Genomic DNA, 13,894 nt, shown 5'->3' on the forward strand with positions numbered 1-13,894 from the left:
GCGCAGCGGTCAGCTGGCCGATCGGTCTTCCGGGGAATCCTCCGGCGTCTCTTCCACGGGTTCGGTCACCAGCTCGAATTCACCGTCGTGCCGCTCGGTGCCCTGGAGCACCGCGCCGACGACCAGCTGCACGCCGAGATCCTCCCGCTGGATGATCGGGTCCGCGCGCAAATCGCGATACAGCGACACGCACATGAAGGCCATCACCACCATGAACGGCAGTGAGACCACGGTCGTCAGCGCTTGTAGTCCGGTCAGCGCGCTGCCGAGATTGGATGGGTCGGCGATGACCAGCATGATGGCCGCGACCGCACCCGTCGCGGTACCCCAGAAGATCACCGTGCCGCGGGACGGCTCGATGCTGCCCTTCTCCGACAGCGTGCCCATCACGATGGACGCGGCATCGGCACCGGAGACGAAGAAGATCGCCACCAGCAGCATCACCAGCCCGGCGGTGACCGAGGCGATCGGATAGTGGTCGAGCAGGTGGAACAGCGCGAAGTTCTCGTCCACCGAGCCATCGGCCTCGGTCAGGTCACCGGTCTCGCGCTGCTGCTGGATACCCGCCCCACCGAAGATCACGAACCAGATCAGGCTGACCACGCTCGGGACCAGCAGTACGCCGGTGACGAACTGACGGATGGTGCGGCCGCGGCTGATTCGCGCAATGAACATGCCAACGAACGGGGTCCAGGAGATCCACCAGGCCCAGTAGAAGATGGTCCACTGCGACAACCAGCGCTCCATGTCCTCGCCGCCACTGACCCCCGTGCGCGAGGCCATGGTCGGCAGCATCGAGACGTAGTCGCCGATCGCGGTGGGCAGGAAGTTGAGCATTACCAGCGTCGGCCCGCAGATGAACACGAATGCCGCCACCGCTAGGGCGAGCACCATGTTGATGTTGGACAACCATTGGATACCGCGGTCGATACCCGAGACGGCGGAGATGATGAAGGCGACGGTCAGACCGGCGATGATGGCGACCAGACCGACCTTGCCCATGGCGTCGATCCAGCCGTTGAATTCCATACCGGCGCTGATCTGCAGTGCCCCGAGGCCGAGCGAGGCGGCCGAACCGAACAGCGTCGCGAAGATCGCCATCATGTTGATCGCCTGGCCGCCGATGCCATCGGCCTTGCGACCGAGGATGGGCCGGAAGACCGAGGAGATCAACTGGGAGCGGCCTTTGCGGAATGTGCTGTAGGCGATCGCGAGTCCGGCGACCGCGTAGATCGCCCAGGGATGCAGCGTCCAGTGGAACAGCGTGGTCGCCATCGCGACCTCCGCGGCTGCTGGGCTACCCGGCTCGGCGGTTCCCGGGGGTGGGCTGACGAAATGCGAGAGCGGTTCGGCCACACCCCAAAACATCAATCCGATGCCCATACCGGCGCTGAACATCATCGCGATCCACGAGACCGTGCGGAATTCCGGTTTCTCACCGTCGGCACCGAGCGGGATCTTGCCGTATCTGCTTGCGGCCAGCCAGATCACATACACCACGAAGACCGTCGCGATGAGCACGAACAACCAACCGGTATTGCTGATCACCCACGACTGCGCGTTACCCGCCGCGGTGGCCAGGCTGGTCCGGTCGATGATGCCCCATGCGACGAATGCCAGTGATCCGACCGCGGTGACGCCGAAGACGAGGCGGTCCAGTCCTGGCTTTGCTGGTGATCTTCCAGCAACCCGATGCACCTTAGCCTCGGTGTCCCGGGAATTTCTGTCGGCGCCGATCGACATTGAATCGGAGTCCTTTCAGATCGCGAACGACCGCTGTCGGGCGCTCGTTCTTGTCCCGCAGCAACCGTACAGCGTCACACCTGCGCCGCGCCGTCCGACACCTCCGGCAACCGCGTGGACGCAGCTGATCGGGTATACCCGAGCGGACTCGGCGCGAAACCCCACGCCGTGCCGCGCTGGGGCCCACCCCGCAGACGGGTCCGCTACGCCCCGGTGAAAGGACCCCGATCAGGGCGTCATGGTGTGGCGGTGCCGGAATGGCCCGGCAGCACGCAGACCGCGTCGAGTCCGAGGACGTGATTGAGTCGGCCGAACGCGAGCCAGGAACCGATGCTCATGCTCAGCTCGACGATCTCGGTCTGGCTGTAGCAGGCCGACATTCGTGCCCAGAAGTCCTCGTCGAGATTGTGGTGGTCGAGCACGTAGCGTTCGGCGTATTCGGCCGCCAAACGGGTACGGTCATCGAAAACGTCGGTGGTGCGCCACTGCGCCACGGCATCGAGGAAGCCCTCCTCGACTTTGTCACCGTCCCGTTCAGTGCGCCAGTCCAGGCAGAACAGGCACCCGTTGAGCTGGGCGATGCGCAACCGCGCGGCCTCGAATTCGCGTAGCCCGAGGGTTGAGTGGGAGTACACCGCGAGCGAGAAGTTCGAAGCGGCAACGCCGATGCCGGGGACCATTTCACCCCAGACGTAGCCGATGGGGTCCTTACCCTCCGGAATGTCGATTCTCATATGCGGTTCCTTCCGAGCCTGCCCACCGCGGGACGCAGCGGGATATCGAGCGCGTCATAGATTCCGGGCTCCGCCGCGGTGAGCCAGTCGATGGCGGCGACCAACCGTCCGACGGCGGTCGCATTGCCGCCGGCCGCGTAGTTGCCGTCCTCGTCGGTCGCTTCGACGGTGACCTCGATGCGCGGGCGACCCTCGACGATCACCCGATGTGCCCCGATACCATTGGGCGGCGCGGGCCAGTCCGGCGCACAGGACGGGTGGATCCGGGTGATGTGTTCGATGACGATCGCCGGCTCCCCCTCGACAATCCCCTGGACCTCGAATCGCATGGCGCCCTGGGACCCCGCCGCGAATTCACCCATCGCAGCGGTAGTGATGGTGGTGTCGAGTTCGCGGCGGGCAACGGTCTCGCGGATCTCGTCGAGTTCGACGCCGAGCGCCCGCGCCATGAGCCGAATCTGGCCGCCCCACACCATCGTCGGCACGCTCGGTGCGACCATGGGCGGGTCGTAGTCCATCGGTTGGCCCATCCCGACGAGGTAGCGGACCGAATCGGGCTGGTCGTAGCTGGAGTAGTCGAAGATCTCCTGGCATCGGATGCCGTCGACGACAGTGCCGAGACCGCTCATCAACAGTGGCAGGACATCGTTGCCCCAGCCCGGGTCGATACCGGAGACGAACAGTGACCCTCCGCCCGCCTCGACCGCGGCGAGGACCTTGTCGCGCTGTTCGGTCGGCGCGTTGCGTGCGTCGTAGAAGGCGTAGAGCGCCGGTGTGACGACGACCGCGCCCGCGTCGATCGCGGCGACGATATCGGCGAGCGCGTCGTCGGGGCGGATTTCGCCGGAGGCGGCGTACACCACGGCCTGGGGTTTCGCGGCCAGGGCTGCCGCGACATCGGTGGTTGCGGCAATGCCGAGCTGCTGGTCCATACCGGCCAGCTCGCCCGCGTCACGGCCGGCCTTGTCGGGGTTGTGCACGATGACATCGGTGAGTTCCAGCCCCGGATGCGCCGCGACTGCGCGGATGGCCGCTCGGCCGACGTTCCCGGTGCCCCACACCGTCGTGGAGATCATCGCGCGAGTCTAACAAGCGCTTGGTTGATGGGAGGGCGTTTTCGCGAGCCCGCCTCGCTCGTACGGTGACGAGGGTGACCACTTTCCGAAAGGCCGATTCGGAGACTCCTGCGGACTTCTATCCGGCGGAGGCCGCGGGACTGCGCTGGCTCGGTGCGGCCGGGGCACCGGTGGTGCAGGTGCTGTCGGTCGACGCCGGGCACATCGAGTTGGCGCGGCTGCCGCACGGCCGGGCGTCGGCCGAGAGTGCGCACCGGCTGGGTGCAGCGTTGGCGAGGATGCATGACGCCGGGGTCGATGGCGCTGGATTCGGTTGCCCACCTGCCGGTTTCCGCGGGCAGATCTTCATCGGCAAACGCCCGATGAGCAGTGTCGAGTACGACCGATGGGGTGCGTTCTATGCCGCCGAACGGGTGGTGCCGTTCCTGGCCATCGCCTATGACGCGGGCAGTGTCGATCGAGCCCAATGCGCCGATATCGAGCGCGCGTGCGCGGTGGTGACCGATGGCCGCTTCGATGATGGCGAGGCACCGTCGCGGATCCACGGCGACCTGTGGAACGGCAATGTGGTGTGGACCGGCGAACAAGCGGTGATCATCGACCCGGCCGCGCACGGCGGACACCGGGAAACCGATCTGGCGATGCTCGCGCTGTTCGGCTGCCAGTACCTGGACCGGATCATCGACGGGTACCAGTCGCGACATCGGTTGGCCGACGGCTGGCAGGAGCGGGTGCCGCTGCATCAGCTACACCCGCTGGCGGTGCACGCGGCCGGGTACGGCCCCGGGTATGGGCAGGCACTGCATCGGGCGGCGTTGGACACGTTGCGGCTCTAGGCGTGTTCATGCCGGGTCGCGGCCGCATGCCGGAACGGGACCGCGTACACCCTTCGAACCATCCCGACGTCACAGGCCCAGCCGGGCAGGACCGCCGAGCTCCGGCAGACGTGCCACGGTGCGGGGGTCAGTGTTCGGCGCCCGGGCCCGCACCGGGGCTGCTCACCGGATGCCGTCGAGCGCACGCCCTCGCCCGGCGGCGTGATCGATGAGGGGTGTCGATTCCTCGTCGTGGGCGGGCGGGGCGGTCGCACGCCACGCTTCGACCACACCCGGTACGCCGTCCTGCACCACATAGCTCGCCCGGGTGTGCATGGGCGCGCCCGGCCGCTCGACGTAGGGCATCACACGAAAGTCGGCGCGCCACAGCCGCTCATTCACTTCCACCCGGACGTACCCCCGCTGCCCGTTGTAGAACTTCAGATCGGGGTTGGCGGCGAGCAGTTCGTGGCCTCGCGCCGGCAGATCTACCCCATCGCCGCCGCTGGTGATCGAGGTTCCGGTGAACTCGGCGGCCACCACGTCGGATTCGGGGTCGGCGGCGTCGCGGCGCAGGTCGGCGGCATAGTTCTCGTGGCGGTCGCCGGTGAGCACCACCAGATTGCGGACCTCACGGTCAGCGGCGGCACCGAGGATCGCGGCGCGTTCGCTCGCGTAGCCGTCCCATGCGTCAGCGGAGACGGCGACACCTGGTCCGGGATCGTGGTCGGTTCGGCCCATCACCACCTGATTGCCGAGAATATGCCAGCGTGCGGTCGAGCGGGCGAATCCATTCAGCATCCACTCGCGTTGGGCACTGCCCAGAATGGTGCGGTCGAGAGCTCGCGCATCCGCGCAACCACCCACGATCTCGCCGCCGCACGCCTGCCGGGTGCGGTACTGGCGGGTGTCGAGCATGGTGATCTCGGCGAGTTCACCGAAGCGGTAGCGCCGGTGCAGGCGCATATTCGGCCCGGACGGAAGCTGCGCCAACCGCAGTGGCTGATGTTCGTACATAGCCTGGAAGGCGGCCGCGCGACGGCGCAGGAACACCACGCGCAGTGCATCGATGTCGACCCTGGTCGCGGCGGCGTCACCGGCCCAGTCGTCGTCGACCTCGTGATCGTCCATGGTGACCAGCCACGGGAATGCCGCATGCGCCCGGCGCAGTGGCTCGTCGGATTTGAACCACGCGTAGTGCAGCCGATATCCGGCTAGATCGCGGGATTCATGGCGCAGCGGCGAGGGCACCGGCGTGCCGCGACGGCGGCCGGTCAACGGATATTCGTAGATGTAGTCGCCGAGGTGCACCACCAGATCGAGATCTTCCGCGGCCATATGCCGGTAGGCGGTGTAGTGCCCGTCGTTCCAGGACTGACAGGAGGCGTAGGCGAAACGCAGCACCGAACCTGTCCCGGGCGCGGGTGCTGTGCGGGTGCGGCCCACCGGTGAGACCGCCGAACCGGCACGAAACCGGTAGAAGTACCAGCGTTGCGGGTCGAGTCCACCGATCTCGGGATGCACGCTGTGTCCGAGCGCGCGATCGGCCACCACCGCACCGCGGCGCACCACGTACCGGAACTGCTCGTCATGAGCGATCTCGTAGTCGACGGTCACCGGATGCTTCGGCATACCGCCGAGCCCGTCCGGAGCGAACGGATCCGGCGCCAGCCGGGTCCACAGCACCACACCGTCCGCGGTCGGTTCACCCGAGGCCACACCAAGGGTGAAGGGATCGCCGGTCCAGCGTGGCGCCCGGAACCGGGCGCCGGAGACCGCGCAACTTCCCGCCAGCGCGGCGGCCGACGCCACCCCACCGAACCGCAACAGCTGCCGACGCGACAGGCCCATGCCTCATGATGGGGGCGCCATATCGACGGCCACCCACCCGCGCGGTGACGGCACCGATGACATCGGGCGAACATTCGTCGTCGACGCGCCCGGCCGCGCGGTGGAGTCGTCGGATCGTGACACAACCGGCCGGTCCGCCATCCTGCGCTGTGATCTAATGCCGTTAGCCGAGCGAAAGCTGACGCCCTGATCGCGGATGCCCATTCAGTGCTCGACCATGCAGCGATCCTCCGAGGTCCACCGACCCGACCATCGCTGCGACGGCATTCGACCGATGCATTTCCACCCGGACGTCGGCGCGCACGATCCGACCGAACAGACGTGGAGGCGATCATGCTGCATACCGATATCCCGACCCGCGGCGAAATCCAGGCACTTGCCGCCACCACCGGCGCCTGGTGCGTCTCGATCTACACCCCCACCGAATCCGATACCGCCGACCCGGACAAGAACCGCATCGCGTTCTCCAACCAGGTCCGGCGGGTCCTCGACCTGGTCACCGACTCCGATGCCCGCGCCGCATTGGAAGAGGAATTCGACGACCTCATCGACGACGAGGAGTTCTGGCGCTACCAGTCACGCACCCTGGTCGTGCAGGCCACGCCCACCCGTATCCGCACCTACCGGGTACCGAATGTGCTCGGCGCCGCCGAAACCGTCGGCGACCGCTTCCATCTGAAGCCGCTGCTGCGCACGGTCACCTTCCCGCAATCGGCGTTCGTGCTCGCCCTCGCCGAGGGATCGGTGCGCCTGGTCCAGGTCAGCGCCGACCGCCCCGCCCAGGATGTCCGAGTGCCCGGCCTACCCACGAGCGCGGCCGACTACGCACGCAAGGCCAGCCTCAGCGACCGTGCCCCCAAGCGCCGCGTCCAGGGCGATGAGGGCGGCAAGATGCGGGTACGCCAGTACTCGCGAGCCATCGATACCGAGCTACGCGACATTCTGTCCGGGCGTGAGGTCCCGTTGATCCTGGCCGCCGCCGAACCCACCGACTCGCTGTTCCGCTCGGTCAACAGTTACGACGGACTGCTCGACGAGAGCATCCCCGGCAATCCCGAGCACCTGTCGGACCAGGAGCTGGCCGACCGCTCACGCGAGATCCTGGATCGCCATTACATATCGCAGCTGCACGAACTCGCCGCCGTCCTGGACAAGCGCCGCAGCGAGGGGCGCGCGGGCACCGATGTCGCCGATCTGGCGCGCGCGGCGACCTTCGGCAATGTGGACACGCTGCTGGTCGACATCGATGCCTCGGTGCCCGGCACCATCTCCCCCGACGACGGCACCGTCACCTTCGACGCAACGACCGGCACCGAAGCCCCCGGCATCCTCGACGAGATCTGCCGCCGGGTGCTGCTGTCGAGCGGCCGGGTCCTCGCGGTCCGCGCCGAGGACATGCCGGGCGGCGCGCAGGTCGCGGGCATCCTGCGGTACGCGCCGTAATCCGGGATCAGCCGGCCGGGTCTATATCGCGGGTGCGGAGCCTATTCCGAGCCGGTGAGCACCGCTCGCAACCGCTCGGTATCGGCGGGCGTCCAGCCGGGCGGTGGCAGGATCGCCGCCCACGAATCGGCGATGGCGGCGTGGAAGGTGTGCCCGTACCCGTCGGGGACATTCGTCGATACCGCCATATCGGCCGACACCTGCAAGAAGGTGACGATCGGGATCCAGCGGGTGCTGTCGAGGACGTCCTCGGCGCGTGGTTCACGCAGCCAATCCGGTTCCCGCAGCGCCAATCCCGGCGTCCACCAGGTGATCGGATCAGAGCCGTGCTGTAGATACACCACCCGCGGCCCCGGCCAGTCCGATGTGGGGCGTTCCAGATCGGCGGGCCGAGCGACGAACCGCACCGTGCGACCGTCCTGGAATATCGGCAGCACCTGCGGCGTGCCCGGATCGCGGCGCGTGGTCACGTCCCCCCAGACGACGTTGTTGCTCGTCGGCCCGACGAACAGTGCGCCGTCGGTGCGCGAGGTCAGATCCTGGATACCGGAGAACGCCGCTTCACCGCCGAACGAGCCGAGGCTCTCACCGAACACCACCAGTTTCGGGCGATCGTTCTCGGGCATCGTCGACCATCGCGCGTACACCGCCTCGAACAACGCCTGCCCGGCCTTCCGCGCCCGTTCCTGATCGACCAGGAACGACAGCCAGCTGGGCAGGTACGAGTACTGCATGCTCACCAGGGCGGTGTCGCCGTTGTAGAGGAATTCCAACGCCGAGGCTGTGCTCGGGTTGATCCAGCCGGTTCCGGTGGTGGTGGCGACACCGATGACCGCGCGGTCGAAGCCGCCGGTGCGATCCAGTTCGGCCACCGCCAATTCCGCCTCCTCGCGGACGGTCTCGGCCGAGGCCAGCCCAGTGTAGGTACGGATCGGGATCATCGCGGGGCGGTGATTGAACTCCGACAGTTGTTCCACGGTCGGGCCGTTGCCGACGAATATTCGGCCCTGCCTGCCGAGGGAATCCCAGGTGACCAGCGAACCGGGCCCACCGGAGCGTTCCGGCACGGTCGGCGGCGGATTGTCTGCGTCGGTTTCCTGATTGACCGCGGCGAAGGTGTTGTTGAGCACCGACATCGCCCCGTTCGCCACCACACCGTCCAATACCGCCACCGCGACGACCGCCACCAGCACCGCGCCGACGACGATGGCGATCCGCCGGGGCAGCACCCGCGCCAGCAGCCGCGCCACCCTCCCGGTCACCGCGACGACCGTGCGGGAGACGGCGATCACTACGACGAACACCACGATCGCCACCAGCACGATGACCGGATACGCCCACACCGACAGGCCGGAAACTCCCATCAGCGTGCGCAACTCGTCCTGCCAGCCCGCGAACCAGATCAGAACGAGCACCGTCCCGACCACGGCGAGCGCGGCGAGCGCCCAGTGCGTCACCGCCCTCGTCGGGCGGGCCTGCTCTCGATGCAGCATCCACCGGATGATCGCGGCCGCCAGCAGACCGAGCCCGTAGCCGAACGCAGCGGCCGCGCCGGTGACGACACCCTGGAACAGCGGTCCTCGGGGCAGCAGCGACGGCGTCAGCGACAACCAGGTGAGGATCAGCGCACCGACCTGTCCACCGAATCCGAGCCGGAACTTCCCATCGCGAATTTTCGGGGGGCCGGCGTTGCCCTCGGAATTCTCAGTGGTTTCCGTCGTCGCCGTCGCTGTCGTCACCACTGCCCCGTTCACCCCACGCCTGGAGTCGACACCCGTCGACAGTTCGACCACAGTATGGTTCAGATCGGCGCCGAACATGCGCTCATCGGCGCATGCCGCCCTCATGTCGGCTCCGCCGGTGCCCGACGCGGAGGGGCGCGTCGTCCGACGACGAGGTGGAGTGATGGACGCACAACTGCGCGAATGGAAAGACGGCGGACAGTATTTCGACTTCCTCGGTTTCGAGGTGTTCTATCGGGTCGCTGGCAGTGGACCGTATCTGCTGCTGATCCACGGCTATCCGTTCAACTCCTGGGATTGGGAACCGCTGTGGGACCGGCTCACCGCGCAGTTCACCGTGATCGCCCCGGACATGATCGGCATGGGGTTCTCCGCCAAGCCCGACGAGTACGACTATTCGGTGCTCGCGCATGCCGATATGCATGAGGCGCTGCTGGCTGAACTGGGCGTCTCGCGCTGCCATGTGGTGGCCCATGATCTGGGTGTTTCGGTCGCCCAGGAGATGCTGGCACGCCACGACGGCTCGACCCAGTCCGCAGAACCCTTCCGTATCGACTCATTGACCTGGCTCAACGGCGGACTGTTCATCGAGGCCTACCGGCCGCGGCTGGTTCAGCAGATCTTGTCGACGCCGGTGGGCGATGTGGCAGGTCGCTTCCACAAGGTGCTGCTGTCCAAACCGATGCTTGCGCGTTCCATAGATGAGATGTTCGGTCCCGCTACCAAACCGAGCCCTCAGCTGCTCGAGCAATTCGATCAGATCATGAACTACAACGATGGCGCGCGGGTCACCCACAAGGTGGGCAGGTTCGTGCGGGACCGGCTGACCTACCGCAACCGCTGGGTGCGGGCCATGCGCACTACCGCGGTGCCGATGCGGTTGATCAACGGTCCGGCCGACCCGAACTCGGGCAGGCATATGGCCGAGCGCTACCGCGAGGTGATCCCGGGCCCCGATGTGGTGATGCTGCCCGACGCCATCGCGCACTGGCCGCATATCGAGGCACCGGACGCGGTGCTCGAGGCCGCGCTCGATCACATCGAACGGGCCTCAGCGGCGTCGGCGCATGGTGAGCACACCGGCTACCCAGCCGACGATGAACACCAGCAGCAGGACCACCCACATCGGTGAGGTGATGGTGACGGCCAGGATCTCGATCGACACCTTGGTGCGATTTTGCAGAATGAAGATGACGGCGAGGATCGTCAGCACCAGCGCCACCCACTGTGTCGGTGACACTCGACCGAGCAACGATCGCTTCTCGGTGGTATTCATGGCACTCCCATCTACCCGACAGGGAACTCTGCACCCAGTATGACCGTTCGGCACCTGCGACATCGGTCAACGACGCGTCGGTGACACCGGCGGCGGACCTCCGTCAACGGGTCGAACCGGTGGCGGAGGGCCGCACACGTAACGGCACGCGCGGCCCGGACGCTGTAGTCGGTGGGGGTCGCACCATTCCGCGCCGACACACAGAGGTCCACCATGGTTCATCCGACCGTCGTCCCGTCGAATCCGATCCAGGCCATCCTGATGGCCCTGTCCTGGTTGGTCTGCTCGATCTCGGCCGGTGAGGGCTGCGCCATCATCCAGTGACGCTCCGCGTCGGCCTCCTGCCCGCGCCGGAGGCCTTCGGCAGGTCTGGGCCGCCTGGGCTGGGCTGGGCTGGTAATAGTGGAACGGTGACTGCGGACAACGATGCTGCCCCCGAACCCGGCGATCCTGGCATCGATCCCGAACTCGTCGAACTGGCCACCGCGGTTTTCGAGCTCGCCCGCAGCGGTGCGGCCGACCAGCTCGCGGCCTACCTCGATGCGGGTGTGCCGGTGAATCTCACCAACGATCGCGGTGACACCCTGCTCATGCTGGCTGCCTACCACGGTCATCGCGAAGCGGTCGGTGTGCTGCTGGCGCGTGGCGCCGACCCCGATCGGGCCAACGACCGCGGTCAGACACCGCTGGCCGGTGTGGTGTTCAAGGGCGAAACCGACATCGTGAGTGACCTGGTCGCCGCGGGTGCGGATCCGGACGCGGGTACGCCGTCCGCGCGCGACACGGCGACCATGTTCGGCAAATCCGACCTGCTGGAAATCTTCGGCTGAGCGTCGACCGACCTCCGGGCCGCTGCCCGTCGCGCAATAACGGGCGACCCGACCCTGCAAGTACCCGACCCGCCACCGCTGACGGCGTTACGATGCGGACATGGCGCAACCCGCCCCGCCGACCTCCGGGGTGACCGTCCAACCCGACCGGTCGCCGGAGACATCGCGTGGCAACCAGGTCACCGAGGCCATCGAACGCTTCACTGCGGCGTGGCAGGAGGCCGACACTCCCCCGGAACTGCGCAGCTATCTTCCTGACGCGCCCGCGATCCGGCGGGTCTCGCTGATCGAGCTGATCAAGATCGATCTGGCCAACCGGTGGCAGCGCGGCACCGCGCCGAAACGGCTGGCCGAATACGTCGATGAGCTGCCCGAGCTCCGCACCTGGCCGCTGCCACCGGACCTGATCTACGAGGAATTCCATATTCGCCGACGCGCAGGCAGCTCGGTCGATGTGGGCGAATACACCGCCGCCTATCCCGAACAGGCCGAACAACTTTCGCAACTGCTCACCACCGAGGACTATCACAGCACTCTGCTCGGAGCGTCGGCAGAGCCCGCGAACCTGGACGAACTCGAGGTCGGCCAGCGCATCGACGATTTCGATCTGATGACCGGACTCGGCCGCGGCGCGTTCGCCCGCGTCTTCCTGGCCAGGCAGCGTTCCATGCAGCGGCTGGTCGCGGTGAAGATCTCCCGCGACAAGGGCACCGAACCGCAGACGCTGGCCCAGCTCGACCACGACTACATCGTGCGGGTATTCGACCAGCGGGTCCTCGACGGTCCCGCGTTACGGCTGCTGTACATGCAATATGTGCCCGGCGGCACGCTGCTCACCGTGCTGGAACGGGTGCGCGGCACACCATCCGAACAGCGCAGCGGACAGCTGCTGCTCGACGTCATCGACACCGTGCTCGCCGGCAAGGGGGAGATCCAGCCCGCCGAATCGCCGGTGCGCGCCGAACTCGCGGGTTTGTCCTGGCCGGAGACCGTCGCCTGGCTGGGTCGCAGGCTGGCGCAGGCGTTGGATTACGCGGGCGGTGTCGGTGTACTGCATCGCGACGTCAAACCGGCGAATGTACTGCTCACCGCGGAGGGCGTGCCCAAACTCGCCGATTTCAACATCAGTTTCAGCGGCAACGTCTCCGGCGACAGTCCGGTTGCCTACTTCGGCGGCTCGCTGGCATACATGTCGCCCGAGCAGCTGTCGGTGGTGCATCCGAACCGGTCCGTCGCCGCCGCCGACCTCGATACTCGCAGCGACCTCTTCTCGCTGGCCGTGGTGCTGTGGGAGCTGCTCACCGGGCGCAAACCCTTCGCCGACGAGAACGCGACCGGCGGTGATCGCACGGCACTGGACTCGATGCTGGACCGGCGCGCCCACAGCCCAGAGGATCTGCCCTACGACGACCTGCCGCCCGGCACCCCCGCCGCATTGCAACGTGCGCTCGTGCGCGCCCTCGAGCCGGATCCGGCCAAACGCTGGGAACGCGGCGCCGATATGGCTCAGCAGCTACAGGTCTGCCTGGACGCCCGTGCCCGCGACCTGGTCGACCCCCCGCGGGGCAGTCCGCGGCTACGGGCGCGCAGCTGGATCCACCCCATCATGGCGCTGGCGATCGCTGTGCCGAACGCGCTGGCGATCCTCTACAGCTACAACCACAATCGGACGCTGATCTTCGACAAACTCGATATCGACGCCCAGCGGACCTTCGATCTGGTCGCCTGGACCTGTTACGGCGTGGGCTTCGTGATCGGTGCGGTGGTGACCATCGCGCTGGTGATGCATCTGTGGTTCATCATGCACGGAATGCGCACCGGCCGTGTCTACGACGCGCAGGCGTTGGCCAGGGCCCGTTCGGACACCCTGCAACTCGCCAGTCGCAATGTGCTGACCTGCTTCGTGCTGTGGGTGATCGCCGGTATCGCGGTACCGGTGTCGGTGCAGTTGTCCGGCAGCAACCTCAGCGCCGAATCCTCGGCCCACTTCTTCCTGACCCAGATCGTCTGCGGCGCGATCGCCATGGCCTATCCGTACTTCCTGGTCAGTTTCTACGCGGTGCGCTGCCTGTATCCGGCGTTCCTTCCGCTGGGAGGGCTCACCGCCGAGGACAGCGCGCAGTTGCGTGCGCTGGACCGGCGCAGCACCTACTTCCTGACCATCGCGGCGGCGGTACCGCTGCTCGGTGCCGCCGGGGTGACCTTCATTCCGCCCGAGGACATCGCGTCGGTGATCGTGCCGCTGCGGGTGCTGTGTTTCGGCGGCGCACTGGCTTTCGTCGGCGTGTACTGGTTGTTCCGGATGCTGGAGCGAGACCTGGCCGCACTCGAGCGCATAGTCACGCACTGAATCATTGCGAAATCGCGGGCTCCGGCTAGTACGG

Annotated in this window: 11 protein-coding genes; 5 read left to right on the forward strand and 6 right to left on the reverse strand. The window is 67.1% G+C overall.

Annotation, left to right across the window (positions count from 1 at the left end):
• Positions 1-9 precede the first annotated feature (9 nt).
• From GV792_RS03570 to GV792_RS03580, 3 genes are all read right to left on the reverse strand, one after another.
• Entirely contained in the window at positions 10-1,743 is a 1,734-nt protein-coding gene (locus tag GV792_RS03570) for a BCCT family transporter (RefSeq protein ID WP_256668156.1), read from the reverse strand.
• Positions 1,744-1,979: 236 nt separating this feature from the next.
• A complete protein-coding gene (locus GV792_RS03575) occupies positions 1,980-2,477 on the reverse strand; it encodes a carboxymuconolactone decarboxylase family protein (RefSeq protein ID WP_163822106.1) in 498 nt (165 codons plus the stop codon).
• A complete protein-coding gene (locus tag GV792_RS03580) occupies positions 2,474-3,553 on the reverse strand; it encodes an NAD(P)H-dependent amine dehydrogenase family protein (protein WP_163822107.1) in 1,080 nt (359 codons plus the stop codon). The genes GV792_RS03575 and GV792_RS03580 overlap by 4 nt, the downstream gene beginning before the upstream one ends.
• 65 nt (positions 3,554-3,618) lie before the next feature.
• On the opposite strand from GV792_RS03580, the gene GV792_RS03585 reads away from it, so the two are divergent.
• A complete protein-coding gene (locus tag GV792_RS03585) occupies positions 3,619-4,389 on the forward strand; it encodes a fructosamine kinase family protein (RefSeq protein WP_163822108.1) in 771 nt (256 codons plus the stop codon).
• 162 nt (positions 4,390-4,551) lie between these two features.
• On the opposite strand, the gene GV792_RS03590 is transcribed toward GV792_RS03585, so the two are convergent.
• Entirely contained in the window at positions 4,552-6,219 is a 1,668-nt protein-coding gene (locus tag GV792_RS03590) for an alkaline phosphatase D family protein (RefSeq protein ID WP_163822109.1), read from the reverse strand.
• Between the two features lie 333 nt (positions 6,220-6,552).
• Here GV792_RS03590 and GV792_RS03595 point away from each other — a divergent pair, with 333 nt between their 5' ends.
• Positions 6,553-7,662 carry a baeRF11 domain-containing protein gene (locus GV792_RS03595; protein WP_163822110.1) on the forward strand — a complete coding sequence of 370 codons (1,110 nt, stop codon included), beginning with the start codon at positions 6,553-6,555 and terminating at the stop codon, positions 7,660-7,662.
• 41 nt (positions 7,663-7,703) lie between these two features.
• Here GV792_RS03595 and GV792_RS03600 read toward each other — a convergent pair whose 3' ends face one another.
• The gene (locus GV792_RS03600; protein ID WP_256673740.1) at positions 7,704-9,509 is read right to left on the reverse strand and encodes an alpha/beta hydrolase; all 1,806 of its coding nucleotides are present in this window, start codon (positions 9,507-9,509) and stop codon (positions 7,704-7,706) included.
• 58 nt (positions 9,510-9,567) lie between these two features.
• Here GV792_RS03600 and GV792_RS03605 point away from each other — a divergent pair, with 58 nt between their 5' ends.
• A complete protein-coding gene (locus tag GV792_RS03605) occupies positions 9,568-10,536 on the forward strand; it encodes an alpha/beta fold hydrolase (RefSeq protein WP_163822111.1) in 969 nt (322 codons plus the stop codon).
• Here the strand turns inward: GV792_RS03605 and GV792_RS03610 are convergent.
• Entirely contained in the window at positions 10,456-10,680 is a 225-nt protein-coding gene (locus GV792_RS03610; protein WP_163822112.1) for a lipopolysaccharide assembly protein LapA domain-containing protein, read from the reverse strand. The genes GV792_RS03605 and GV792_RS03610 overlap by 81 nt on opposite strands.
• Before the next feature lie 410 nt (positions 10,681-11,090).
• Between GV792_RS03610 and GV792_RS03615 the strand changes: the two genes are divergently transcribed.
• Both GV792_RS03615 and GV792_RS03620 read left to right on the forward strand, forming a co-directional pair.
• Positions 11,091-11,510 (forward strand): ankyrin repeat domain-containing protein, encoded by a 420-nt coding sequence (locus GV792_RS03615; RefSeq protein ID WP_175583074.1) that lies wholly within the window; start codon positions 11,091-11,093, stop codon positions 11,508-11,510.
• Positions 11,511-11,610: 100 nt separating this feature from the next.
• On the forward strand, positions 11,611-13,860 hold the full coding sequence (locus GV792_RS03620) for a serine/threonine-protein kinase (protein ID WP_163822113.1): 2,250 nt from the start codon (positions 11,611-11,613) through the stop codon (positions 13,858-13,860).
• Positions 13,861-13,894: the final 34 nt, after the last annotated feature.

The sequence above is a fragment of the Nocardia cyriacigeorgica genome (assembly GCF_010868145.1).
Lineage (GTDB): Bacteria > Actinomycetota > Actinomycetes > Mycobacteriales > Mycobacteriaceae > Nocardia > Nocardia cyriacigeorgica_D.

Excerpts from the sequence above, each read along its gene's own strand:
- GV792_RS03570 (WP_256668156.1), bottom strand. The coding sequence starts at position 1,743 with ATGTCGATCGGCGCCGACAGAAATTCCCGGGACACCGAGGCTAAGGTG.
- GV792_RS03575 (WP_163822106.1), bottom strand. The coding sequence starts at position 2,477 with ATGAGAATCGACATTCCGGAGGGTAAGGACCCCATCGGCTACGTCTGG.
- GV792_RS03580 (WP_163822107.1), bottom strand. The coding sequence starts at position 3,553 with ATGATCTCCACGACGGTGTGGGGCACCGGGAACGTCGGCCGAGCGGCC.
- GV792_RS03590 (WP_163822109.1), bottom strand. The coding sequence starts at position 6,219 with ATGGGCCTGTCGCGTCGGCAGCTGTTGCGGTTCGGTGGGGTGGCGTCG.
- GV792_RS03595 (WP_163822110.1), top strand. The coding sequence starts at position 6,553 with ATGCTGCATACCGATATCCCGACCCGCGGCGAAATCCAGGCACTTGCC.
- GV792_RS03600 (WP_256673740.1), bottom strand. The coding sequence starts at position 9,509 with ATGAGGGCGGCATGCGCCGATGAGCGCATGTTCGGCGCCGATCTGAAC.
- GV792_RS03605 (WP_163822111.1), top strand. The coding sequence starts at position 9,568 with ATGGACGCACAACTGCGCGAATGGAAAGACGGCGGACAGTATTTCGAC.
- GV792_RS03610 (WP_163822112.1), bottom strand. The coding sequence starts at position 10,680 with ATGAATACCACCGAGAAGCGATCGTTGCTCGGTCGAGTGTCACCGACA.
- GV792_RS03620 (WP_163822113.1), top strand. The coding sequence starts at position 11,611 with ATGGCGCAACCCGCCCCGCCGACCTCCGGGGTGACCGTCCAACCCGAC.